The 25,871-nt window shown below is 59.4% G+C and carries 19 protein-coding genes and 1 pseudogene; 17 read left to right on the top strand and 3 right to left on the bottom strand.

All coding sequences use genetic code 11. The features are described from left to right. The first annotated feature begins 143 nt into the window (after positions 1-143). The 8 genes from J2Z75_RS26160 (at position 144) to J2Z75_RS26125 (ending at position 10,479) form a co-directional block, all read left to right on the top strand. Positions 144-1,412, top strand: coding sequence for an ABC transporter substrate-binding protein (locus J2Z75_RS26160; protein ID WP_209856497.1), 1,269 nt, complete (start codon positions 144-146; stop codon positions 1,410-1,412). Positions 1,413-1,495: 83 nt separating this feature from the next. Next, the gene (locus J2Z75_RS26155; RefSeq protein WP_209856494.1) at positions 1,496-2,380 is read left to right on the top strand and encodes a carbohydrate ABC transporter permease; all 885 of its coding nucleotides are present in this window, start codon (positions 1,496-1,498) and stop codon (positions 2,378-2,380) included. Next, positions 2,380-3,231, top strand: a complete 852-nt coding sequence (locus J2Z75_RS26150; RefSeq protein ID WP_209856492.1) for a carbohydrate ABC transporter permease — start codon at positions 2,380-2,382, stop codon at positions 3,229-3,231. The genes J2Z75_RS26155 and J2Z75_RS26150 overlap by 1 nt, the downstream gene beginning before the upstream one ends. Positions 3,232-3,293: 62 nt before the next feature. Further along, complete coding sequence (locus tag J2Z75_RS26145) at positions 3,294-4,436, top strand: ABC transporter ATP-binding protein (RefSeq protein WP_209856840.1); 1,143 nt, start codon at positions 3,294-3,296, stop codon at positions 4,434-4,436. Positions 4,437-4,459: 23 nt separating this feature from the next. Next, positions 4,460-6,595 (top strand): beta-galactosidase, encoded by a 2,136-nt coding sequence (locus tag J2Z75_RS26140; RefSeq protein WP_209856490.1) that lies wholly within the window; start codon positions 4,460-4,462, stop codon positions 6,593-6,595. A gap of 71 nt (positions 6,596-6,666) precedes the next feature. Beyond that, positions 6,667-8,682, top strand: a complete 2,016-nt coding sequence (locus J2Z75_RS26135; RefSeq protein ID WP_209856488.1) for an aldo/keto reductase — start codon at positions 6,667-6,669, stop codon at positions 8,680-8,682. A 44-nt stretch (positions 8,683-8,726) separates the two neighbouring features. Further along, the gene (locus tag J2Z75_RS26130; RefSeq protein WP_209856487.1) at positions 8,727-9,824 is read left to right on the top strand and encodes a Gfo/Idh/MocA family protein; all 1,098 of its coding nucleotides are present in this window, start codon (positions 8,727-8,729) and stop codon (positions 9,822-9,824) included. Positions 9,825-9,834: 10 nt separating this feature from the next. Beyond that, entirely contained in the window at positions 9,835-10,479 is a 645-nt protein-coding gene (locus tag J2Z75_RS26125; protein WP_209856484.1) for a ThuA domain-containing protein, read from the top strand. 13 nt (positions 10,480-10,492) lie between these two features. Here the strand turns inward: J2Z75_RS26125 and J2Z75_RS26120 are convergent, their stop codons facing one another. After that, positions 10,493-11,536 (bottom strand): LacI family DNA-binding transcriptional regulator, encoded by a 1,044-nt coding sequence (locus J2Z75_RS26120; RefSeq protein WP_209856482.1) that lies wholly within the window; start codon positions 11,534-11,536, stop codon positions 10,493-10,495. 154 nt (positions 11,537-11,690) lie between these two features. Between J2Z75_RS26120 and J2Z75_RS26115 the strand changes: the two genes are divergently transcribed. The 5 genes from J2Z75_RS26115 to J2Z75_RS26095 all read left to right on the top strand — a co-directional run bounded on the left by J2Z75_RS26115 (position 11,691) and on the right by J2Z75_RS26095 (position 18,101). Further along, positions 11,691-14,012 (top strand): alpha-L-rhamnosidase, encoded by a 2,322-nt coding sequence (locus J2Z75_RS26115; RefSeq protein ID WP_209856480.1) that lies wholly within the window; start codon positions 11,691-11,693, stop codon positions 14,010-14,012. Between the two features lie 48 nt (positions 14,013-14,060). Next, on the top strand, positions 14,061-15,341 hold the full coding sequence (locus tag J2Z75_RS26110; RefSeq protein ID WP_209856478.1) for an ABC transporter substrate-binding protein: 1,281 nt from the start codon (positions 14,061-14,063) through the stop codon (positions 15,339-15,341). A 69-nt stretch (positions 15,342-15,410) separates the two neighbouring features. After that, positions 15,411-16,289: a carbohydrate ABC transporter permease gene (locus J2Z75_RS26105; protein ID WP_209856476.1), complete on the top strand. Its 879-nt coding sequence runs from the start codon at positions 15,411-15,413 to the stop codon at positions 16,287-16,289. Further along, positions 16,286-17,113 (top strand): carbohydrate ABC transporter permease, encoded by an 828-nt coding sequence (locus tag J2Z75_RS26100; RefSeq protein WP_209856474.1) that lies wholly within the window; start codon positions 16,286-16,288, stop codon positions 17,111-17,113. The genes J2Z75_RS26105 and J2Z75_RS26100 overlap by 4 nt, the downstream gene beginning before the upstream one ends. A 4-nt stretch (positions 17,114-17,117) precedes the next feature. Then, positions 17,118-18,101, top strand: a complete 984-nt coding sequence (locus tag J2Z75_RS26095) for an ABC transporter ATP-binding protein (protein ID WP_209856472.1) — start codon at positions 17,118-17,120, stop codon at positions 18,099-18,101. 22 nt (positions 18,102-18,123) lie between these two features. On the opposite strand, the gene J2Z75_RS26090 is transcribed toward J2Z75_RS26095, so the two are convergent. Next, positions 18,124-19,545 carry an adenylate/guanylate cyclase domain-containing protein gene (locus J2Z75_RS26090; protein WP_209856470.1) on the bottom strand — a complete coding sequence of 474 codons (1,422 nt, stop codon included), beginning with the start codon at positions 19,543-19,545 and terminating at the stop codon, positions 18,124-18,126. A gap of 546 nt (positions 19,546-20,091) precedes the next feature. Between J2Z75_RS26090 and J2Z75_RS26085 the strand changes: the two genes are divergently transcribed. From J2Z75_RS26085 to J2Z75_RS26075, 3 genes are all read left to right on the top strand, one after another. After that, positions 20,092-20,259 carry a hypothetical protein gene (locus J2Z75_RS26085; RefSeq protein ID WP_209856468.1) on the top strand — a complete coding sequence of 56 codons (168 nt, stop codon included), beginning with the start codon at positions 20,092-20,094 and terminating at the stop codon, positions 20,257-20,259. Between the two features lie 236 nt (positions 20,260-20,495). Continuing rightward, on the top strand, positions 20,496-21,347 hold the full coding sequence (locus tag J2Z75_RS26080) for a DUF2971 domain-containing protein (RefSeq protein WP_209856466.1): 852 nt from the start codon (positions 20,496-20,498) through the stop codon (positions 21,345-21,347). A gap of 452 nt (positions 21,348-21,799) precedes the next feature. After that, positions 21,800-22,561, top strand: coding sequence for a helix-turn-helix domain-containing protein (locus J2Z75_RS26075; protein ID WP_209856464.1), 762 nt, complete (start codon positions 21,800-21,802; stop codon positions 22,559-22,561). Between the two features lie 639 nt (positions 22,562-23,200). Here the strand turns inward: J2Z75_RS26075 and J2Z75_RS26070 are convergent. Further along, on the bottom strand, positions 23,201-23,557 hold the full coding sequence (locus J2Z75_RS26070; RefSeq protein WP_209856462.1) for a hypothetical protein: 357 nt from the start codon (positions 23,555-23,557) through the stop codon (positions 23,201-23,203). A 190-nt stretch (positions 23,558-23,747) separates the two neighbouring features. Here J2Z75_RS26070 and J2Z75_RS26065 point away from each other — a divergent pair. Then, positions 23,748-25,871 (top strand): annotated as a pseudogene (locus J2Z75_RS26065) (hypothetical protein); the annotation flags it as partial.

The following is a 25,871-nucleotide window of genomic DNA, read 5'->3' as shown; positions in this document are numbered from 1 at the left end:
TATCATCGCGATCCGAAAGGAGCGGGCAAGCGCGCGCTTTGCCCGAGGAGATGCGTTGCGTTGCCGGTCTCGTACTGGCCGTTGAGGAGAACGGCCGTGCCGATGGAAATGGTGAAGAGGCAACAACAAAGGGAGGAGTGACAATGACATTCAAGTGGATCGACCAGGCAGCAACAAGACGTACGTTCCTCAAAGCCGCGGGCGGCGTGTCCGTGGCGGCCGTGACAGGGTTCTCAATGCCGGCCCTTGCCCAATCGGCCGAGGTCACGGTGATTTCGAACGAAAACAATGCCACCGCGCTGGAAGTCCTGCGGCGGATCGGGGCGGATTTCGAAAAGCAGTCCGGCACCAAGGTCGTGATTAACAACATGGATCACGAGGCGCACAAGACGGCGATCCGCAACTATCTGGTCGCCGGCGCCCCCGATATCTGCTTCTGGTTTTCCGGAAACCGCATGAAGGCCTTCGTCAACCGCGGGCTGTTCGATGACATCTCGGATCTGTTCGAGAAGGAAAAATACAAGGATGTGCTGGGCACCACGACCGCCGCGGTGACGGTTGACGGCAAGCAATACGGCCTGCCGACCGGCGGCACCATGTGGGGCATGTTCTATCGCAAGGACGTGTTTGACGAACACGGCCTGACTGTGCCGACCAATTGGGACGAATTCCTCGCCTACGGCCAGAAATCCAAGGAAGCGGGCCTGACCCCGGTCGCGATCGGCACCAAGGAACTTTGGCCGGCAGCCGGCTGGTTCGACCAGATGAACCTGCGGATCAACGGCCTCGACAAGCATTTCGCCCTGATGAACGGCGAGATGGCCTATACCGATGCGACTTTGAAGCCGGTCTTTGACCACTGGGAAGAACTGATCAAACAGGGCTTCTTCACGCCGGACCACACCTCATTCGGCTGGCAGGAGGCGGGAGCCTTTCTCGCCCAGAAGAAGGCCGGCATGATGAATCTCGGCGCCTTCGTCAAATACGCTTTCCCGGAGCAGGATGTCGGCCAGTTGACCTTCGCCCCCTTCCCCAAGATCGAAGGCATCGATCGCTACGAGGAGTTTTCGGTCAATTCCGTGCACATTCCGGCCAACGCCAAGAACAAGGCGGGAGCCCGTGAATTCCTCGCCTTCCTCTACCAGCCGGAAAACCTCAGCGCCTATCTGGAACCCGCCGGCAACGTTCCGCCACGGCACGACCTTCCTCCAAGCAAGGACCCGCTGGTCAATGCGGCGGTTGAAAGCCTGAAGACCGTGGCCGGCAGCTCGCAATATTACGACCGCGACACCGATCCGGACATGGCCCAGGCGGGTCTCACCGGCTTCCAGGAATTCATGGCAAAGCCGGAACGCCGCGATGCCATCCTTCAGCGCCTAGAGGGAACACGACGCCGGATCTTCAAGATCTAGCGCCTCCCGGCGGACGGGAGCGGGGCCTTGTCCCGCTCCCCGATGCCTGTCCAAATCCATACCGTGAATGAGGTACACCAAGGATGAAGACCCTTTGGCGCCACCATCGATGGTGGCTGACACCGACGCTTCTGATCATGCCTGCCGCCATTCTCTTTTCCGTCGTCATATTGGCGTCTTCGGTCGAGAGCCTATGGATCAGCCTGCACGAATGGGACGGCTTCGGCCCGATGCGCTGGATCGGCCTCGACAACTACCGCGAACTCTTCAACGATCCACAGTTCTACGTGTCGCTGAAGAACAACGTCATCTGGCTGGTGATGTTCATGCTGGCGCCGCCGCTGGGTCTTGCCATCGCGCTTCTGGTCAACCAGAAGATCCGCGGCATGCGGTTCCTGAAGTCGCTGTTCTTCATCCCGCTAGTTTTGGCCTCGGTCGCCGTCGGCGTCGTTTTCAGCTGGGTCTACACGCCGCAATTCGGGCTTCTGGCGATCATCTTCCGTTTCTTTGGCGCAACGGCACCGGCGGTGTTGTCGGACGAACATTTCGTTACCTTCGCCGTGGTCACCGCGGCACTCTGGCCGCAGACCGCATTCTGCATGGTGCTTTATCTTGCCGGCCTCAACAATCTCAGCGAAGACCTGATCGGCGCCGGCAGGGTCGATGGCGCCAAGGGCTGGAACATGCTGCGCCACATCGTCCTGCCGCAGCTGACGCAAGTCACCTTCATCGCCATCGCCGTCACCGTCGTCGGCGCGCTTCGCTCCTTCGACATCATCTCGGTGATGACCAGCGGCGGGCCGTTCGGCTCGTCCTCCGTGCTTGCGTACCAGATGTTCGAGCAGTCGATCTTTTCCTACCGCTTCGGCTATGGCGCGGCGATTGCGTCGGTTCTCTTCGTGATCATGGCCGTCTTCATCGTCTGGTATCTCTCGCGCATTATTCGCGCCGAAGAAAGGGGGGCGTGATGTATCCTCGCCCCATTCCTGAAACCGCCATCTGGCAGCGCCGCCTCTATGTCGCGGTTGTCATCGGCATCCTGATCGTCTGGCTCGGCCCGCTATTCGCCGTCGTCCTCACCTCGTTCCGCTCGATGCAGGACGTCATGGGCGGCAATCTCTGGGGCTGGCCGACCCAGTTCGGCCTGATCGAGAACTACACCGCCGTCTTTACCCAGACGCCGATGGCGCAGTATTTTCTCAACAGCCTCATCATCACCATCCCCTCGGTGATCGGCGTGCTGATCCTGAGTACGCTTTCCGGCTTCGTGCTATCGCGCTACCGCTTTCCCGGCAACATGCTGGTCTTTGCGCTTTTCGTCGGCGGCAACTTCCTGCCGCACCAGATCATGATGATCCCGGTGCGCGACCTGATGGTCCGGCTCGGCCTTTACGATACGACCATGGCGCTGATCATCTTCCATGTCGCCTTCCAGACCGGCTTTGCCACCCTGTTCATGCGCAACTTCATCGCCGCGCTGCCGGACGAACTGTTCCAGGCAGCCCGCGCGGAAGGTGCAACACCGTTCCAGACGCTGGTGCATGTGGTGATCCCGCTGGTGCGCCCGGCACTCGCAGCCCTTGCCATCCTGCTCTTCACCTTCATCTGGAATGACTATTTCTGGGCAGTCGTGCTGACCATCAGCGACAGCGTCAAGCCGGTGACCGCCGGCCTTGCCAATCTACGCGGCGAATGGGTCTCGGCGTGGAACCTGATTTCGGCCGGCACCATCGTCGTCGCCGTGCCGCCGGTGATCATGTTCTTCCTGATGCAGAAGCACTTCATCGCCGGCCTCACCATGGGAGCGGTCAAGGGATGACGGATATTCACCTTCCCACTTCGACCGACAGACCTGAAACCGCAATCGCCAGGCAGGATGCCATGACCAGTCTTCAACTCCACCAGATCCAGAAGAGCTACGGCGCCTATCACGCGCTGCGCGGTATCGACCTTGACGTCGAACAGGGCGAATTCATCGTCATGGTCGGCCCGTCCGGCTGCGGCAAGTCCACGCTGTTGAAGACGATCGCCGGGCTCGAAACCATCTCGTCCGGCCAGATCCTCATCAATGGTCGCGATGTCAGCAATACCGAGCCGGGCGAGCGCGGCATCGCCATGGTCTTCCAGTCCTATGCGCTCTATCCGCACATGACGGTGGCGGAAAACATGGGCTTCGGCTTGCGGATGGCCCACCGTCCGAAAGCCGAGATCGACGCGGCCGTGCTGCGCGCGGCAAAAATCCTGCGCATCACCGACCAACTCGACAAGAGGCCGAAGCAGCTTTCGGGCGGCCAGCGCCAGCGCGTCGCCATCGGCCGGGCGATCACCCGCTCGCCCGACGTCTTCCTGTTCGACGAACCGCTCTCCAACCTCGACGCGGCACTGCGCACACAGATGCGCGTCGAGCTTTCAGGCCTGCACGCCAAGCTCGGCGCTACGATGATCTACGTCACCCATGACCAGGTCGAGGCGATGACCATGGCCAGCCGCATCGTCGTGCTCAATCACGGCTCGATCGAGCAGGTCGGATCGCCACTGGAACTCTACCGCAACCCCGCCAATCTCTTCGTCGCCGGTTTCCTCGGAGCGCCGCGGATGAACTTCTTCGAAGTGACCGTGGATTCCGTCTCCGGCCGCAGCGCCACTGTCTCGGCGGCTGGCCTCGCGCCTTTGTCGATCGAACTGGCGGACGGCGCTTCAGTTCAGAAAGGCGACACATTGACGATGGGGGTCCGCCCGGAAAACCTGAGCGTCGCTACCGATCCGGCAGCGGCAACCTTCGCCGGACAGGTCCGGCTGGTCGAGCATCTCGGCCGCGAAACCATCCTCTATATCGATGCCGGCCCGCTGCAATGCGTCAGTTCAGAAAGCGGCAACGGGACTGTCACCGTGCAGATCGGCCATGTCACCGCCATCTCCGCAGACGCCGCCATCGGTCTCAGCATCGATCCGCGCGACGTCTATCTGTTTTCCTCCGGCGAGGCACAGACGATCAGCACCCGCAAATCCATCCTCGCCGACTGACCTGCCATTTCAGGAGCATTTTCATGACCAAGACTTCGCGTGCCCTCTCCGTCTGGCGCACCATCGACACCGACCGCTTCCTGGTCGGCACACCGCATTATCCCGAGCATGTGAACGAAAGCTATTGGGACAATGATGCACGCCGCATGGCAGAAGCCGGCTTCAATGCCGCCCGCCTCGGCGAATTCGCCTGGCACATCTTCGAACCACGCGAAGGCACCTTCGATTTCGACCTGTTCGACCGGGCGATCGCAGGCCTCGGCCGCCATGGCGTCAAGACCATCCTCTGCACTCCGACCGCCACCCCGCCGCGCTGGCTGACCGTCAAACACCCGGAAATCCTCCGGCTCGACGGCAACGGCCGGCCGATGAGCCACGGCTCGCGCCAGCACGCCGATACGTCGAGTCCAGTCTTTCGCGAATACAGCCGCAAGATCACACAGGCGATGGCGGAGCACTACCGCGACAATCCGGATGTCATCGGCTGGCAGACGGACAACGAACTCAACACCAGCATGCCGGAATCCTATTCGCCCTCGGCGCTGAACGAATTCCAGGCCTATCTGCAAGACACCTACAAGACGATCGACAAGCTCAACTTCGCCTGGGGCGGCGATTTCTGGGCGACGGCTTACGACGACTTCAGCCAGATCGTGTTCCCGCAGGACTTTGCCCCAACCTTCCCCGGCCCCGGCCACCTGCAGGACTACCACCGCTTCCTCGCGTTTTCGACCGCGCGCTTCCAGCACGATCAGGTCGAGATTCTGCGGGCCACCAACAAGGACTGGTTCATCTTCCACAATCTCGGCGGACTGCGCGACATCGACTTTCGCGGCCAGTTCTCCACCGATCTCGATTTCGTCGGCTACGACATCTATCCCTTCCTTTATGACGAGTTCTTTCGGTTCGGCGATCATGCGAAGGCCCAGGCGCTGCATCTCGACGTCTGCCGTGGCTTTTCGGGCAACTATATCGTGCCCGAACAACAGTCCGGCTTCGGCGCCCAGCCGGGGTTTTGCACGCTGACGCCCGAGCCCGGTGAGATGCGCCGCATGGCGATGTCGTCGGTGGCGCGTGGCGCCGACGGCGTGATGTTCTTCCGTTGGCGGCCCGCCCATTTCGGAGCCGAGATCTACTGGATGGGCGTCATCGATCATGACGATGTGGCCCGGCATCGCTATGACGAGGCAAAGCAGTTCGCGACCGAGATGACGGCGCTGAAGGACAAGATCCTCGGCACGTGGGTGCGCATGGATGTCGGCATCGCCGGCTCCGATTTCGACAATCAGGAGGCCCACAAGACCTTCCCGATCGGCCTGCCGAGCCCGCAGGACGATGCCATCCTGCTGCATCAGTATTGTTATGATCGCGGCATCGCCTGCGGCTTCATCCATCCGGAGGACGACCTGTCGAAACTCAAGGTCTTCTACGTCCCGCACTGGGTGATCTGGAAGGATGGCTGGACCGAGCGGCTGGAAGCCTTCGCGCGGAACGGCGGAACGGTGATCATCGGCGCCCGTACCGGCACCCGCGACGGCAACAACCACGTGATCCGCGAAGCCGCTCCGGGACGGTCCCTATCGGCATTCACCGGTGTGCGCGTCGAGGATTTCGGACGGCTGGCGGCGCCCGGCGCCAACGGCCTGTTCGCCACCATGACACGCTCCGGCGGATTGGTCATTCCGCCCGACAGGCCGGCCGAATCCAGCCGCCGCATCCGCCGTTTCACCTTCGGCAACCGGGAATTCGATGCGGGACATTTCTACGAGAACCTTGCCATCAATGCCGATGTGGAAGCGCTCGGCGTCTGGTCGAACCGATATGCCGAAGGTATGCCAGTCATCACCTCGCGCACAGTCGGCAAAGGCCGTGTGCTTTATGTCGGCACCTATCTCACCCCCGAACTCACCCATCAGCTTACCACCCGCACCTTCGCGGACGCGGATGTAGCGCCGCTGGTTGCCGGTCTGCCTGATGGCGTCGAGGTGACGATGCGCGAGAACGCAGAGCGGCGCCTGCTCTTTCTGCAGAATATCAAGGACACACCTGCCGTCGTGACGGGCGTCCCGTCCGGCAAGAACCTGCTCGACAGCGACAAGGCTATTACCGGCGCACTGACACTCGCGGGCTATGGCTGCGCCATTATTGAACTAAACTAAGCCCCAGCGGTTGAAGCCGGCGCGGCAAGAATACCGTTGCTGAGGCCCTGCGTCTGAAAAGGAATGAAAGCATGACCACCACAGGCAAAATCCGCTGGGGCATTCTCGGTCCCGGCACGATCGCCAAGGACTTCTTCGCCGGGGCAGCGCAATCGGACAACGGTCCGGTCGAAGCGATCGGCACGCGCAACCCCGGCAAGCCCGGACTGGTGGAAAGCTTCCCCGGAACGCGGATCGTCGACGGCTATGACGCGCTGCTTGCCGATCCGGATATCGAGGCTGTTTATATCGCCATACCCCATCCCGGCCACGCCGAATGGACGATCAAGGCGGCGGAAGCGGGCAAGCATGTGCTGTGCGAAAAGCCGATGGGCCTTTCGGCAGCGGAGGCGGAAGCCATGCAGGAGGCGGCCCGCAAGGCCGGCACCTTCCTCGGCGAGGCCTATATGTACCGCCTGCACCCGCTGACGGCGAAGCTGATCGAGCTTCTGAAAGCCAAGACCATCGGCGACATCAGAATGATCAAGTCCAGCTTCGGCTTCGCCAAGCTGCCCTTCGAGCCGGAACACCGGCTGTTTTCCAACGCGCTTGCCGGCGGCGGTATCCTCGATGTCGGCGGTTATCCGGTCTCGATGGCACGGCTGATCGCCGGTATCGACGAAGCGTCCGGCCTCCTCGATCCCGACAACGTGACAGCCGTCGGCCACCTCGGCGAGACCGGGGTGGACGAGTGGACATCGGCGCTTCTGCATTTTCCGAACGGCATCATCGCCGAGATTTCCTGCTCGATTTCGCTGGCGCAGGACAATGTTCTAAGAATTATCGGCACCAAGGGCCGCATCGAACTCGACCAGTTCTGGTTCGCCGGCGGCAAGCAGGGCGGCAAAAGCACGATCCACATCATCGGTTTGGACGGAAGCCGGAGCGAGATCGAGGTCGAAGAACCCCGTCATCTCTATAGCTTCGAGGTCGATGCTGCGAGCGATGCCATCCGCGCAGGGCGCATCGAATTCAGCTATCCCGGCATGAGCCGGGCCGACACCCTCGGCAATCTGCGCGTGATGGACAAATGGCGGGCGGCAATCGGGCTGGAATACGAAAGCGAGAAATATACGACCCGCACGCGAACGCTGAGAGGTGAAGCGCTCACCCGAAAGACAGACAAGGTCGCGCGCGGCAACATCCCCGGCCTGCCCAAGGAAATGTCACTCGCCGCCCTTGGCCTGATTGAATTTACGACATTTTCAGGCGCGGCCATCGTTCTGGATGCCTTCTTCGAGGCCGGAGGAAATCTCGTCGATACTGCCTTTGGTTACGGCAACGGCCTCCACGATCGTCTTGTCGGCGAATGGATCAGCAGCCGTGGTGTGCGCGAAGAGACGATCGTGATCGGCAAGGGCGCTCATACGCCTTTGTGCTATCCCGACGTGATCGCCAAGCAGCTTACTGTCAGCCTCGACCGCATGAAGGGAGAGTACGTCGATATCTACTTCATGCATCGCGACAATCCCGACATTCCAGTGGGAGAGTTCGTCGATGCGATGGATGCCGAGGTGAAGGCAGGACGCATTCGCGGCCCCTTCGGCGGTTCCAACTGGACGCGTGAACGCTTCGACGAGGCGATCGCCTATGCCGAGCGAACGGGCAAGACGCGCCCGAGCGTTCTGTCGAACAACTTCTCGCTGGCAGACATGGTCGATCCCGTTTGGGCCGGCTGTATCGCATCGACCGGCAGGGAGTGGATGGACTGGCTCGCGGAGAAAAAAGTCACCAATTTCGCCTGGTCCAGCCAGGCGCGTGGTTTCTTCACCGAACGGGCCGGACGCGGCAAGATGGACGATGCCGAGCTGGCGCGCTCCTGGTACTCCGAAAGCAATTTCGCCCGCCGCGACCGGGCCATCGCGCTGGGAAAACGGATCGGCAAGGATCCGATCCAGGTGGCGCTTGCCTATGTGCTGGCGCAACAGGGTCGCGTCGTACCATTGATCGGCCCGCGATCGCTGGCCGAGCTCAACCACAGCCTGGAAGCATTCGACATCCGGCTTTCGCCGGATGACGTTCGCTGGCTGGAAAGGGGTGACAAATGAGTTCCCGCGCGTCATCAATGGCCCCGCGTAGCGGGGAGGAAACCATGCGGCGAATCGGTATCGGCATCATCGGCTGCGGCAATATTTCGGACGCCTATCTGAAGGCCGCGCCGAAATTCCCCGTGCTCGACATTGTCGGCGTGGCCGATATCAACCCGGCGGCGGCAGAAGCCAAGGCGGCGGCCTATGGTGTCTCAGCGCTGACCATCGACGGATTGCTCGCTGATCCCCGCATCGAGATCGTCCTCAACCTGACGACACCACAGCATCACGTGCCGGTCGGGCTGCAGGCGGTGGCGCATGGCAAGCATGTCTATTCGGAAAAGCCGCTGGCAACGACGCTTGCCGATGCCGAGCGGCTGGTTTCGGCTGCCCGCGAAAAAGGCGTGCGGGTCGGCTGCGCGCCCGACACCTTTCTTGGCGGCTCGCACCAGACGGCCCGCAGGGTGCTCGATGCAGGCGCCATCGGCACGGTCGTTGCCGGCTCCGCCTTCATGCAGGTGCCGGGCCACGAGCTCTGGCATCCGAACCCGGACTTCTACTACCAGCCCGGCGGCGGGCCGATGCTCGACATGGGCCCCTACTACCTGACCTGCCTCGTCAATCTGCTGGGTTCGGTAAAATCGGTGACCGGCCAGGCGAAATCGTCCTATGCCACCCGCACCATCGGCTCCGGGCCACGCGAAGGCCAGACGGTGAGCGTCGAGGTGCCGACGCATATTTCCGGCCTGCTCGACTTCGAGAACGGCGCGGCGATTTCGATCACCACCAGTTTCGATGTCTGGAAGCATGAGCACAATCACATCGAACTCTACGGCACCACTGGCTCGATGATCGTTTCCGATCCCAACCAGTTTCAGGGCGACATCAAGACCAGCGAGCGCAAGGGCGACTGGACGGTAGCCGAACAGGTGCACGGCTATGGCGACGGCAACTACCGCATTCTCGGCCTTGCCGACATGGCGCAGGCGATCGTTTCCGGCCGGGAACACCGCGCCAATCTCGCTCTCTCGCTGCATGTGCTGGAGATCATGGAATCGATCATTCGATCTGCCGAAATCGGACAGCGGATCGACCTGAAACATGGCTGCGCCCGGCCGGCGCCGATGCGCGCCGATCTGCCTTTCGGAATTCTGGAATAGGGACAATAGCATGAGCAAGACAGCACTGATCTTCTGGGGTGGCTGGGAAGGCCATACGCCGGCCCGCAGCGCCAATATCGTCAAGGAGATCCTCACCGGCCATGGTTTCGGCGTGCGGCTGGAGCAGGGAACAGCGGGGCTTGCCGATCCTGAGATTTCACAGCTCGACCTGATCGTTCCCATGGTCACCATGTCGACGATCGAGAAGCCGGAACTGGAAAACCTCGTCGCCGCTGTCCGCGGCGGCACCGGTCTTGCCGGTTTTCACGGCACCATGGGCGACAGCTTCCGCAACGAGACCGAGTACCAGTTCATGGTTGGCGGGCAATGGGTTTCCCATCCCGGCAATATCATCGACTATAGGATCGATATCGCCAAGCCGGACGATCCGATCGTCGCAGGCATCGGAGGTTTTGCCTACCACTCGGAGCAATATTACATGCATGTCGATCCGAGTAACGAGGTGCTGGCGACGACGACGTTTACCGGCGAACATTTCGAGTCTATCGATGGCGTCGTCATGCCGGTTGTCTGGAAGCGCCATTACGGCAAGGGCCGCGTCTTCTACAGCGCACTCGGCCACACCGCCGACGAGTTCGAGGTGCCGCAGATGAAGACGATTTTCGAGCGGGGAGCGCTCTGGGCCAGCAGATAGACGGATGGGCGGGCTATAGTTTCAAGCCGAGGCTCGCTCTTCTCACCAGCGACGGCTCCGTCAGGATATGGGTGGCCGTGGCGCGTCCCTCTATCCTTGAAAGCAGCGTCCGCGTTGCCGTCTCGCCGAGTTGCTTTCCCGATTGATCGATGCTCGCAAGATTGACCAAGCTGAGCGCCGATGTCGGCGAGTTGTCATAGCCGACCACGGCCAGATCTTCCGGAACACGAATCCTCAGTTCCGCAGCAAGACTGAGGATGGTGACTGCATCGAGGTCGCTCCAGCAGAAGATCGCCCGTGGCCTGTTCCCGGAAACCAAAAATGCCCGCATCGCCTCCTCGCGCCGCGGCGAATCGATGGCAATATTGACGATTTCCGGCTCTCCCTCGATGCCGGAGCGCTGCATCGCCCGACGATAGCCGATTTCGCGCTGGCGGACGACGGATACCTTGTACCCCTCGCCCGCATCCTGGCTTAACATCGCAATATCGCGATAACCGCACTCCAGCAAGGCCTCGACGGCGAGCTCGGCGCCGCGCTGGTCATCCGTGTTGACCGTATCGAACGTCTCCGCCGCAGCATCGTGGTAGCCCAGAGCGACAATCGGGATCTGGGTCGCAAAGGCTGCGACCACATCCGAAGGCAATCGCGGTGCGACGAGGATAAGGCCATCCATCTTGTAGTCGATCATCGTTTCGATCAGCGACGTCTCCAGCTGGGTGCGCGCTTCCCCCACTCCGATCATCGCCTGATAATGCGACGGCGCCAGAACGCCGTTGACGCCGGCGATCACGCCCGGAAGAAACGGGTTACCGATATCGACGAGCAGAAGCCCGATTGTGAACGTCTGGCCACGAAGGCCCCGCGCCGTCCGCGACGGCCGGTAACCCAGTTCCTGGATCGACACCGTCACCTTGCCGCGCAGATTATCGCTGACACCATAGGCGTTGCGAAGAACCTTCGACACGGCGGCGACGGAAACGCCGGCACGTGACGCAACGGTGCGAATGGTGACGCGGTCTGCCTTGGCAGTCTTCGGCCCGTCTTTCGGTGACATGAATTTCCTTGCAGCAAGCGATGCCAAGCCTTCGAAAACGGCTTGCCGACACACCATGACAGGTTGCCCAAAAAATTTCTATTGCACTCCGCAAAAAAATGTAGAACGTTATACGGAGAACGTTCTACACAATGAGCGCTATGGGGAGGAATTGATGGATTTTCAGCCGGCAGCCGTCAAAGGCGATATCGTTTCACGCGCCTGGAAGGCGGACATGATCGCTCCGCTCGCGGATCAGGGTGAAGGCACCCGTGCCAGTTTCGTAGCGAAGAGCTTCACGCTGAAGACGATCCCGATGACGGCAAAGCTCCACATTTCGGCCCTTGGCCTCTATCGCTGCTTCATCAACGGCAAGCGCGTCGGCGACGATCTGCTGACGCCCGGCTGGACCAACTACGATCACCGTATCGCCTATCAGGGCTACGACGTGGCAGGCCTTCTGCAAGAGGGCGAAAACCGGCTGGAGATCTGGCTTGGCGATGGCTGGTACCGCTCCCCCATCATGTGGAGCGACAAGGCCATTCCCAACTGCTGGGGCAGCCGGACCGCGGCGATCGCCGAGCTTGGCGGTCCGGACGGTATCATCCTGTCAACGGATTCCAGCTGGGTTAGCGGCGGTCTGCCTGTTGTGAAATCCGGTATCTATTTCGGCGAGATCTATGACGCCCGCGACGAAGCCCGCATCGACAGCCACGGTACGGAAGTTCTCGATTTCGACAAGACGCTGCTCGTTGCCCACGAGACCAAACCGGTCCGCGAAATGGCGCCGATCGCACCCATCGACGCATGGGTCGATGATCAGGGACGGACGATCTACGACTTCGGACAGAACGTCGGCGGCTATGTGCGCTATACGGTGAAGGGCGTCGCCGGCGCCGAGATTCGCGTCGAACATTCCGAGGTTCTCGGCCCCGATCGCTACTTCGACAATCGCAACTACCGCACGGCCGCCGCCCATACGATCTATACGCTGAGCGGCAAGGGCGAAGAAATCTACGCGCCCTATTTCACCTTCCAGGGCTTTCGCTACGCCCGGCTGACGATCACCGGCGAGGCGACAATCGTAACCATCGCATCCGTTCCGATTTCCTCAGTGCCGAACGTGGCAGCGGGCTTCACCTCCGGCAACCTGCTGGTCAACCGTCTGGTTGAAAACACCATCTGGTCGCAGCGCGCCAATTTCATCGAGGTGCCGACCGACTGCCCGCAGCGCGACGAGCGTCTCGGCTGGACGGGTGACGCCCAGGTTTTCGCGGCAACGGCCTGCTGGCTGACCGACAGCCAGAGTTTCCTGCGCAAATATCTGCGCGACGTGATGGCGGACCAGCGCGAAGACGGTGCGGTCTCGCACTTCTCGCCGGATCCGACCCGCCTTCATCCGGCGAACTTCCCAGGCTTTGCTGGCTCGACCGGCTGGGGCGACGCCATCGTCGTCATTCCCTGGGTTCTCTATACGCATTACGGCGATCGCACCGTGCTGTCCGAATGCCTCGATTCCATGGTGCGGTGGGTCGATTTCGTCTGGTCGATTTCGGACGGCCCGCTCGTCCGGCCGCCGTCCCATTGGGGCGACCGCGGCTTCACCTTTGGCGACTGGCTACAACCGGTCGGAGATAACCGTAAGCCGCGACCGACGATCTCGGACGATTGCGCCGCCACACTCTATCATTTCATTGCAACCGATCTTCTGGCAAAAATTGCCGCCGTTCTCGGCGAAACGAAGCTCCAGAGCCAGATGCGGTCGCGCGCCGAGGATATCCGCAGCGCGTTCGCCCACGAGTTCATCGCGCCGTCCGGCCGGCTGGCGCACAATGACCAGACATCTTACGCTTTGTCCTTTCTCTACGATCTCATCCCGGCCGAGCACTACGAGACTGCCAAGCGGCACTTCAAGACGCTGATCGAGGATGCCGACTACAAGATCGGCACCGGCTTCATCGGAACGCCGGCGCTTCTGCCTGCGCTCACCAAGCTTGGCCTGGATGAGGTGGCGGGAAAAGTCTTCCTGCAACAGGACGTGCCAGGCTGGCTCTATCAGGTTTCGCAGGGCGCCACGACAATCTGGGAGCGCTGGGATTCGATGGCGCCGGATGGCACCATCTACGAGCCCGACATGAACAGCTACAACCACTATGCCTATGGCGCCGTCTGCCAATGGTTGTTCGAGAGCGTTGCCGGTATTTCGCCCACGCCGCAGGCTCCGGGCTTTGCCGAGGTCATCATCGATCCGGCTCCGATCGCCGCCCTATCGCCGGTATCGGCCTATCACGACGTAGCCCAGGGTCGGATAGAAGCCGGCTGGGAATGCGCAGGCGACAAGGTCATCTACACGCTGACACTGCCCGAAGGGTGCAGTGGCCGCTTCCGGCCCGGACCTCGGCATGGAGCGCCTGTCCTGAACGGCGAAGCGGTTACCGAAGAAACCATCCTTCCGCCTGGAAAACACCATCTCACCTTCACGCTGCAAGGATTGTAAGAGCAATTTATCGAAGGCCAACGTCAAACCGTTCGGAGGAGGAACGACATGACCATTCACATCAAAGCCTATCTCGCATCCGCTGCCCTTATTGCACTGACCGCCGCGGCCCCGGCCCATGCCGAGGTGACGCTGTCTTTCCTGGTCGACAACAGTCCGGACTCTGTCGCTGCCGCGGAGGCACTGGTCGAGGCGTACCAGAAACAGGCGCCCGACGTAACGATCGAGATCGAGCAGCGGCCGGGCGGCGGCGAAGGTGACAACATCGTCAAGACGCGGCTTGCAACGGGCGAAATGTCCGACGTCTTCCTCTATAATTCCGGGTCCCTGCTGCAGGCCCTGAAACCGCAACAATCGCTTGCCGATCTCAGCGATGTGCCTGCCCAGGCAAAGGTGGATCCTGGTTTCAAATCCGTGGTCAGCGCCGACGGCAAGGTTTACGGCGTCCCCTTCGGCACCGCGATGGGCGGCGGAATCTTCTACAACAGGGCAATTTATAAGGAGTTCGGCCTTTCGGTTCCGAAGACCTGGGCCGAGTTCATGGCCAACAACGAAAAGATCAAGGCCGCCGGCAAGGTTGCCGTGGCGCAGACCTACCGCGACACCTGGACGTCGCAGCTGTTCGTTCTTGCCGACTACTACAACCTCCAGGCCGCGGTCCCGAATTTCGCCGAGGACTATACCGACAACAAGGCGAAATATGCCAGCACGCCGGCCGCCATGAAAGGCTTCGAGCATCTGAAGGAGGTCCACGATGCAGGGTTTTTCAACGAGGACTTTGGGGCGGCAAGCTATGACGATGGCTTGAGAATGGTGGCGACGGGCGAGGCTGCCCACTATCCGATGCTGACCTTCGCGATCGGCGCGCTAAAGCAGAACTATCCCGAGAACCTGAACGATGTCGGCTTCTTTGCCCAGCCGGGTGACGACGCGGCGAAAAACGGCCTGACCGTCTGGATGCCGCAGGCCATTTATATTCCGGCGGCCAGCGGCAAGATCGAGGAGGCGAAGAAGTTCGCCGATTTCGTCGGCAGCGTCGAGGGCTGCAAGATCATGACCGACACCAACACGGTGCAGGGGCCGCCGCTCATCGACGGATGCCCATTGCCGGCCGACGTTCCACCGGCGGTCACCGACATGCTTCCCTATTTCAAGACGGCGGGATTGACCGCGCCGGCGCTGGAATTCGTCTCGCCGATCAAGGGTCCTGCGCTCGAACAGATCACCGTCGAAGTCGGCTCCGGTATCCGCGGGCCTGCCGAAGCGGCAGCACTTTATGACGACGACGTGCGCAAGCAGGCAAAACAGCTCGGCTTGTCCAACTGGTAGTGGCATTCTCCGGGAAAGCCGGTCCCGCCCCCACGTGGGAGGCGGGACTTTCTGCACGAAGAGGTAGCCATGGCTCGGACACGTCCCCGCTCGCAAAAATCCCCTTACCCGCTGTGGTTCTTCGTTCCCGCGGCGATCATCTACGGCATCTTCTTTCTCACGCCCACCGTGTCGTCCTTCTGGTACAGCCTGACCCGCTGGGACCTTACGACGGCGGAATTCATCGGGCTCGAAAATTTCCAGCAGTTCTTCTCCGAACCCTTTCTGGTTCAGAGTCTCGTCAACACGCTGATCTATGCCGTGACGACATCCGGGCTGAAGACCGTATGTGGACTGTTGCTGGCAGTACTGTTGACGAGCAACATCTTTGCCCGCGGTTTTTTGCGCACGGTCGTGTTTTTTCCGGTGCTGGTCTCGACCATTGGCATCGGCATCACTTTCACCGTGATGATGCATCCGACCAAGGGTATCATCAACGCCGCGCTTGGCGCACTCGGCATCGCCGGTCCGGGCTGGCTGACCAATCCCTCGCTCGCCTTGTTTTCCGTCGCGCTCGTCGATCTCTGGAAAGGCGTCGGCCTTGCGACGCTGATTTTCATCGCCGGTCTCGCTGCCATCAGCACGGATTACTATGAAGCGGCGCGGATCGACGGAGCGACGCGCTTCCAACAACTCTGGCGGATCACATTACCCCTGGTGCGTCCCGCGACGATCACGGTGGTGACGCTGTCGCTGATCGGCGGGCTCCGATCCTTCGATCTCATCTGGGCGATGACCAGGGGAGGGCCCGGCTTTTCCTCAGACGTCGTCGCCTCCGTCATCTACAAGCAGTATCAGGCGGGTTTCTACGGGCTGTCGACGGCGGGCAATGTCATCCTGTTTGCCCTGATCGTCGCAATCATCCTGCCGTTTTCCCTCTGGTTCAATCGCCGCGAGGTCGTGCAATGAGACATATCCGGCCTTATGTCACCGGCGGAATCGCGCTTCTGTTTGCAGCGGTGGTCTTCATACTGCCCTTCCTGTTCATCCTTATCCAGGCACTGAAATCGAAATCCGAAGCTTCGCGCCTCAGTTTCTCGCTGCCGCAGGAATGGCTGTTCTGGCAGAACCTCATCGCGGTATTCAAGGCGCGCGACTACCAGCTTCTGCTGGCTTACTTCAATTCGACGCTGATCACCGTCGCCTCCGTTTCCATCCTCGTCATTCTCTCGGCGATGGTCGGCTATATCATGCAGCGGCGACGGACACCGTGGAATGCCGTCGCGCAGATCGCGCTATTCATGGGCCTGATGATGCCGCCGGCTGTGGTGCCGACCATCGGGCTGCTGCAGAATCTCGGCCTGTTCAAGACCATCCACGGCATGGTGCTGATCCAGGTCGCCTACAACCTCTCCTTCTCGACGCTGCTGTACCGGTCGTTCATCTCGACCATACCGCGCGATCTCGACGAGGCGGCGCTGATCGACGGCGCCAAGCCCTGGCAGATATTCTTTAGGGTCATCCTGCCGCTGCTGAAGCCCGTGACGGTCACCAACATCGTCGTGCAATCCATCGCCATCTTCAACGACTTCACCAATCCGCTCTATTATCTGCCCGGCAAGGAGAACGTTACCGTGCAGCTGACGCTCTATAATTTCCAGAGCATGTATACGAGCCAGTACAATCTCCTGTTCATGAATATCCTGCTCGTCACGATCCCTCCCCTGATCGTCTTCATCTTCTTCAACCGGCAGATCGTCGCGGGCATGACCGCCGGCGGAGTGAAAGGCTGACTGCATGACCGACCTCACGTTAAAGCAGATCAGAAAGGCCTTCGGCGCCCTCGAAGTGATCAAAGGCATCGATCTCGATGTGCGCTCGGGCGAATTCGTCGTCTTCGTCGGCCCGTCCGGCTGCGGAAAATCGACGCTGCTGCGGATGATCGCCGGGCTCGAGGAGGCCACCTCCGGCACGATCGAGATCGGCGGTGACGATGTCACCTATGCCGAACCATCCAAACGCGGCATCGCCATGGTTTTCCAGAGTTACGCGCTCTATCCGCATATGACCGTTGCCGAAAATATCGGCTTCGGCCTGTCGCTCGCCCGCCGTCCGAAAGCCGAGATCGCGGCAAAGGTGCAGGCAGCGGCCGAAACGCTGCAACTCACCCATCTGCTCGACCGCAAGCCGAAGGCGCTTTCGGGCGGCCAGCGCCAGCGCGTCGCCATCGGCCGGGCGATCGTGCGCGATCCGAAGGTGTTTCTGTTCGACGAACCGCTCTCCAACCTCGATGCCTCGCTCAGGGCGCAGATGCGGCTTGAGATCGCCGAGCTGCATGCGCGGCTGAAAGCGACGATGATCTATGTCACCCATGACCAGACCGAGGCCATGACGATGGCCGACAAGATCGTTGTCCTCAACGGCGGCGGGATCGAGCAGGTGGGCAGCCCGATGGAGCTCTACCGAAACCCCGCGACACCCTTCGTTGCCGGCTTTATCGGCAGCCCGAAGATGAACCTTTATGGCGGCGCCGTCGCGGAACGCATGGGTTGCGCCACCTACGGCATCCGCCCCGAACATATCCGCCTGTCGGGAGAAGCTGGTACATGGCAAGGCCGTCTGCGGCACATCGAGCGTCTCGGCGCCGATGCCATTCTCTATCTCGACGTGCCCGAACTCGGCGAAATGATCGTCCGCGCCGAAGGCGAGACCCCCTTCGTGCCCGGTGCCACCCTATGGGCGAGCCCGATCAACGGCGCAGAGCACAGGTTCGCGGCATAGCATAGAAGGAAACGGCCGGCCGTCAGGGGATTGCATAAATCGGTATCTCGCGCGTGATGCCCCTCAGCGCCGCGTTGTGGGATACGGGCTTCAGGTCTTTGGTGACGAGGAGATCCGCTGCTTTTGCGTCGCCCACAACCTCGCCGGTGACGAAGATCGCCTGCAAGGTCGCAAGGCCCTGCACGCGCGAGGCGATGTTGACGGTCTGGCCGAAATAATCCTGACGCTCGTTCATCATCACCGCGATGCAAGGTCCGGTGTGAACGCCGATCTTGAGGATCAGGTCTTCGCGCCCGCTCTTCTCGTTCATCGCCTGCATGGCATCCCGCATCCTCAAGGCGGCGGCGACAGCCCGGTCCGGTGTCGGAAAGGTCGCCATGACGGCATCGCCGATCGTCTTCACCACGGCACCGGTCTCGGCCGCGACGATCTCATGCAGCACCTGGAAATGCGCCCGCACCAGATCGAACGCGACGAGGTCGCCGACCCGCTCGTACAATTCGGTCGAGGCCCGCAGGTCGGTGAACAGGAACGTCAGGCTGGTGATCTTCAGGCGCTGGTCGACATCGAGCGTATCGGTCCGGTAGAGATCGCGAAACGTCTGGTTGGTGAGCAGCCGCTTGGCGGTAAGGAACGGCCGTCGCTTGCCGAGCAGTTCATGCAGGACGTCGCCGGCGATGCAGACGGTCGGCAGAACCCTGGTATCGGTCCTGTTCTCGAGCGCGATGCGCAGCGGTCCCGGGTGCATGTCGATGCTCTGGCTTTGCGCATGCTCCTTGTCGAAGACCAGCGCCAGGTTCTGCCGTTCGCGCGTCACCTCCCCCTTGATATCGAGGAATTGCGCATTGTGGGTCACCGGCTCGAACACGATGATGAATTCCGGCGGCAGTTGCAGCGACAGGACGGCCTTCTCCCCGGGCGCAAGCTCGACATGTTCAAGCACGAAACCATCGACCAGCGCCTCAAAATTGTCCTCGGGCAGATCGACGCCCGAGCCCCAATAGATCTGGCGAAAATATTCGGGCATCGGCAGTTCATGCGGATTGTGCGCGGCGATCTTGCGGACCCGGGGACTGATCGTGAAGGTCACCTCGACCATCTCGTCGAGCGTCGCGGAATAATTGCCGGCGCAGAGCGCGCAGACATAACACTCCTTCTGCATCGTCTTCAGCGTCGCATTGGAATCAAGGACGCCGCCGCAGCCGGGGCAGAGCACGTTCCATGAAATGTCGAAGATACCGACCTGCGCGGCATGCAGGAACGCCGCGATCGTGCGCTCCTCATCGAGCGCATGGCGTGCTGCGAAAGCCAGCGCATTGATGCGACAGAGATGCCTGTCCAGGCCATCGACGACGACCCGCTGCATCGCATCGACCGCAGCCGGATGGACATCCCTGGACTGGCGCAGCAACGAGAACAAAGCTTGGGTTTCGGTTTCGCTCATGACGTCCACCTTCATGTCGCAGCGTTCGATGTCCGAGGCCGTAAATCGCGGAAGGGCGGCATCACCGCGATTGTCGAGAATTCGCCCGGCTCGTCTTACCCTACACCCGTTTGCGCGGGCTGGCACCTGCCGAATGCTGGCTGAGATCGGACACGGATCATCGAAGTTGCGCCGTGCTATCTCAGCGTGGTGCAGGCCCGCGCCGCGATCTGAGCCCGCGAACGAGGGGCATATCTCGTGCCCTTCGGCGGTGCCGACGAATGCGCCACCTTGGTGATTGAAGCGGCTCGATCGTCACGCATCCGACCGCTTCTATGAGGGAAAGACATGGGAGGTGATGTCCGGCAATGCCAAAAGCACCTGCCGGGGAAACATTGTCCTGAAATGTTGCTGGTTTTGATTGAGCATTTAACGATATCGCTTCTCGTAAGTTGCAACGACCAGGGCAGCGCTCTACACAGGTGTAAGAGTGCAGGTTAAATTTGCGCTCCTTGCGGGAGGCATTGCCTGGGAGGGCAGAGTTTCACCGGAATGGGAGGAAAGAGCATGAAACAAGCATCAAAAGACGCTTACGCCGCGTATGAGGAAGATCACCGCTTATTTGGTGCACCGAAAGGCGCTTTCTCACCGACGCTTCGCATCAAGGGGCTTGCCGTGATCACACTGGCTTCGCTGATATTCTGGAGCGTCGTGGGCTATCTCGTTTGGGGATGAACTAGCGGACAACGGCTCCAGTGAACTGAATTGTCTGCCTCGGTGGCTCTGGTGACCGGGGCATTTTTTGACTGCAATCAACTTCCCAATTCGTTTGCAAATGCCGTACAACTCAACTCTTCCAAAATATTCGCTCTTAACTCAATTGGAGGTGAGCGAAACGTAAATGACGGACTACCGGCCCTTCGGAGCTAGAAACGGGGAGTGTTTAGTTGGCATACCTAACCGAAACGCACATGGAACAACTTCCGCCCCGATTGAGTGGTTTCGACCCGCATAAGCCGATGCTTTTCCACTACACGACCTACCCGGGATTCGTCGGCATTCTCAACTCACGACAACTCTGGGCAACCAGCGTGTACCACATGAACGACTCCCACGAGTACGTCCACGGTATGGGGATCGCAATCAGAGTAGTTGGCAAACATCACGACACATTAGAAGGTCGTGCAAAAAAGCTTGCCTTTGCGATATTGCAGTATCTTCCAAACTTTTCCGAAGGAAACATCTGCACAGCATCGTTTTCTGAGAATGGCGATGTTCTAAGCCAATGGAGGGCATACGGGGGAAGCGGCGGAATCTCGCTAGGCTTCTCCTTCGACGCACTGCAAAAGATCGGTAGCCGAAATGGCTTCGAGCTAATTAAGTGCATTTACGACGAGGGCACTAAATCCGCCATTGCCGAGGAATGGTTTGAGCGTTCGGTGACTCGTCTTGAATCTCAATCCGATCCCGACAATGAAATAGACAATATCGCGCTGTGGTTTTGCAATCGGATTCAGCAATGGGCTTGCGCATTCAAGCACTCGGGTTTCCGCGAGGAAAACGAATGGCGGATCATCTCGCGTTTCCTCCCCTATGATCGCCCAGAAATGCATGTAAGGGCAACCAATCGAATGCTCACACCCTATTTCGCTCTACCTTTAGAGGTCGGCAAAGATGGGGATAAATTCGACATCGGGATCGATGAGGTTGTGATCGGACCAACAGATCACAGATCGTTGATTGGGAAGGGAGTCGATGTGGCATTTAAGAACACCGTCTGGAAGGCCCGAACCTGGTCTCACACCCCTTACCGGACTTTTTGAGTACAATCCTCGTAGGCAACCAAAACAGCTGCATTTGATTTTACGCGTTATGCCACACCAGTTAGCGCGCTAGACAATTTCGCGCACGAAGGTTTCCCAACGGTTTGTCTTGGCCAAACCACCGCAATTTGCGCGAAACGTACCGCCACAGCCACACTGAGCGCTCAGGCGACAATACACTGATTTTCTGAATAAAAATGGTGCCCGGAGGCGGATTTGAACCACCGACACGCGGATTTTCAATCCGAAGTTGTTGTCGCTAAATCCATACTTTGCTCCAGAAAAAGTGTCAAAACACCTATGGCACATCAACTACTTACAGCAGCTTTGTCAAATCTACATGCCCCGCATTTTTCATGCTCCGTTGTGGCAGGTCGCGGCGCCAATCCACCGGCGCCTTTTGCGTCGAAGCAGGCAAATATCGGACACTTCTCAACTGTTTGGTGGCGCACATGAGTGGCGCGCGCCCCTTTCGGGACGTGAAGCTGCAATGGCTTCAGCAGTTGAGCTGCGACAGGGATTTGAGCGACAGCGCGCGATCTGTGGCGCTCTATATCGTCACCACGCATTTGAACGGCCACACCGAGAAGGCGTGGCCGTCCTATCAAACGATTGCCGACGCGACCGGCAAGAGCGTCAAGACCATTCAGCGCGCCGTCCGTGAACTTGAGGTCAAAGGATGGTTCGAGGTCCAGCGCGGAAATGGCGTCGGGCGCAATACGGAATATCGTCCCTCAGCAGCATCGACATTACGTGCTTCGGAGGCCCGCGAAAAGACGGACAAGATTGTCACCCTTTACCCGAATGAAGGCGGTCAAATCCGTCCGGCAAGGCGGTCAAATATGTCCAGCGAAGGGGGACAAATATGCCCGCCAAACTTAGAGAAAGAAAAAATAAATAAATCTAACCCGCGCGAGGGCGAGCCGCCGCGCGTCGAGACGTCGCGAGCCGTTCCGCTCGTTTTCGTCGCCGAAACGAAGGCGGGGCAGATCGAGCAGTGGCGAGGGTGGCTGATCGACCAAGGCATGCCAGCGCTTGAAAAGCTGGGACTGCGAGCGATGAAATGCGGCAAGTACGGCTATACGCTGCCTGGCCATTGGCCGCCCGACAGAAGCAATCCGAGTGCGCTCGAATGGATAACTTTTTTCCGCCAACGACTTGACCACATTGCAAAGGGAGGTACCAGACAAACGGAAGTGCGAATGGCGTCATGAAATTCTTGAAATGCGACGCCATACTGCCGAGCGCTGCGATGCGACCTCGTCGCATGGCAAAGAGCATCGATCTCACAATCGCTTCGAGCAAAGCGAGGACGGGAAAACCGAAGGGGAAGGTCGAATATGGTGAGCAGCCTCCAGCCTATATCGACTAGACTCCAGCCACCCGCCAGATCTGTTGCGGGTAGTCGATGATGTCCTGTTTTATACTGTCGCGATTGGGGAGCCTGTCCGACACAACCTCCATACGATCATGGCTTTGGATGACGATGGCGTGTGAACATGCATTTTCCCCCAAAGGCCACACCATCGGGTTTACGTCCTTTAGCCAATGCGAAATTGCAGGAAAAGACCTCATCCGCAGCGGCTTTCTCCTTATCCCCTGATGAACTCGAACGGGCGTACTTTAGGCTGTTTGATGAGGTCCCCTCCGAGATCCGGGCCGTCTAAGATGCGCTCGGTTTATGAGTTAATGACCTATTTTGCGGCGCTCGCGCTCTACCTCCGCGACCGCGGCGCCATGCTCGAGCAGGGTTTTCTGTGGTGCCGGGACCGTTGCATACGGCCCGTCGCACAAGGAACTGGAACGCTTGTTGCGTTCGCAACGGCAACATTATCTCGATCACACCAACGCAATTAGAGTTGTGGAAACTTCCCATCGCACAATCTTTTGAAATCTACGAAAGCTTTCGTATCCTTGGCAGCTATGTCAGCAAGTCCATCAATGTGTTCCTGCATGTACGCGTCAGCTTCGTGCTTGCTGAGACCTCTCGCCTCTAGATTCAGCGCCGCTTTTCCGGCGAGACTTTCGTGTTTTCGACGGTAGGCTTCGGCCATCGTTGGCTGGTTCTCGCTCAGATAGCCCTTCCAATACAAAAAGTAGATAGCTCCACATTGAACCGGGTAATCGTCGTATTGGGGATTGACCGGTGCGGCACGTGCGCTGATCAGCGACGAACCGACCACGACTACCGCAAGCATAATCTTCCTCAATTGCGTCTCCAACGAAAGCTCACGCGGCGGATCGCCGCTGCTCGATTCTTAAACATGCGTGTTAGCGCAGGTCAACCTCCGTACGGAAGTTGCTCGCGGAAGGATTGCGCGGCATGGATTGACAACTTTACGGAACGCATGTCAGACGTGTTGCCATTATTCTTTACACTTTTTTCTGGGGGCCTATATCGTGTCAGATTTTCAAACACCTTCAAGTTTTGGAAAAATAATGGATAGAATAATCCAGCTTGGGCTCGAGGATAGTGGATTTAAAAACGATTTCGAGCCAGAGTCAGCCGAACGATTAGTACGCAATGATTTTCGAGAAGCAGAAAGAAGTGATTTAGCCGACAGCGTTATAGAAGAGCTTAATAAAGAATTTCCTAATTTACCTTTCAATGAGAACGCTGTAAGGCAAAATATCTACGATAGGTACGATGATGCTATTAAAAATCAAGATATTCGATATGGAGCCAAAGTAAACGACGACGGTTCTATTGAAAATGATGGACTCCCTTGGCGCATTGATACCGGCTTTGAGGACCCCATTTATGACGATCTTCGAAATACAATCGGCAATGGCGGGTTTCCGCCTGGAAGTACCGACCCGGGTGGCGATCCCGGCGGCGACCCAGGCGGCGATCCCGGCGGCGACCCGGGCGGTGATCCCGGCGGCGACCCGGGCGGTGATCCCGGCGGCGACCCAGGCGGTGATCCCGGCGGCGGCACGGGTGGCGACACGAGTGGTCCCGGCCCACACAAGCCTAGCAATCCGTTTAACTGGCCACCAATCTCGCCATTGGTACTCGATCTTGACGGCGATGGCGTCGAGATCGTGCCACTCAATGAATCGAATGCGTTCTTTGATCTCACCGAGGACGGCTTTGCCGAGAAGACAGCATGGATTACCCCAGGCGACGGCTTTCTAGCGCGAGACGTCAACGGTAACGGAGCAATTGACGACCTGTCCGAACTTTTTGGTGGGCGGGACATCGACGGTTTTAGCCGATTGGCCGACTTCGATGCCAACGGGGATGGCGTCATAGATGCGCAGGACCCGGTATTTGCCGATTTGCAGGTTTGGCGTGATTTGAATGGGGACGGTCTGACAGACGCCGGCGAATTGACCAGCTTGGCGGTCGAAGGTGTGTCTGGAATCAACCTCAACGCTGAATTCATTGATCAGTGGGAGGGTGGCAACTGGATCAGCCACCGCAGCAGCTTCACATGGGCCGACGGCTCGACCGGCGTGATCGATGATGTATGGTTTGAGAACAACCTGTACGAAACGATCTATAGCTATGGCGAGGACGTACCGATCAGTTCGGAGGCATCCCTCCTCCCGGAGTTGGCTGGCTACGGCACGCTGACCAATCTGTCGGTAAAGCTTACGCAGGATGCGGATTTTCTCGCGACTGTAGGCTCTCTGGTGGACAATGCCCCTTCAATGAATGCCATGGAACTGCGCTCAAGCATCATGGAGATCCTGTTCGAATGGGCGGATGCAGCTTCAGTTGGCCCAAACAGCAGAGGCTCGTACATAGATGCGCGCCATCTCACCTTCCTGGAAAAAATTCACGGGAAGGAATTCGTAGCATACGGCGGGTCCAGCAATCCCGGTCCGCAAGCAGGGAAGGCTCTAGAGCACTACTTCCAGGAGACCGTCGACTGGTATGCTGCTCGCTTCGTCTCTCAGATTGCCATTTCCGGCTTTCTGCGCAATGACAACGTTGGCGCGCTCGTGAGCAATCCGTTCTTCGCATTTGCCTTCGTTGAGTATGCTTCCGACGGTGAAACCGTCACATCCTTCCCAGATGCGTTCTGGGAGGTTCTCGCATCGCAGGTTGCAGACGCCCAACCGTCCCAAGTTCTCTCCGCCGTCGATAAGCTCGCGATTCTCGATCTTTTCCGTTACAAGAACGCAGCCATTGCCAATGCAGTTGATTTTAGCTCAATGGTTATCTCGGAGTTGGGCGCTCGGGGGATCGACCAGGGCGTTCTCCATGCGGCACTGAAATTGATTGAAAATGGCAATCTCGTTCTGGGGAATGGCACCAGTGAGAATCTGTCCGGGTCAAACCTGGATGATGGAATTGTAGGCGGTCTTGGCAACGACACCCTCATCGGCGGCGGCGGCAACGACACGTATGTCTATGCCCGCGGTAACGGCAACGACACCATCACAGAGTCCTACAATCAGGGCGCAGATGACCGTTTGATGTTCACCGACATCAATCCTGCCGACGTCACATTGGTACGCAACGGTAACGATCTTACCGTCGTGATCGCTGAAAGTGCTCCGGGAGCCGGAGAT

This window comes from Rhizobium herbae (assembly GCF_017873135.1).
Taxonomy (GTDB): Bacteria; Pseudomonadota; Alphaproteobacteria; order Rhizobiales; family Rhizobiaceae; genus Pararhizobium; species Pararhizobium herbae.
Note: the sequence above shows the minus strand (reverse complement) of the source record. Positions and strands in the feature narration are given on the sequence as shown.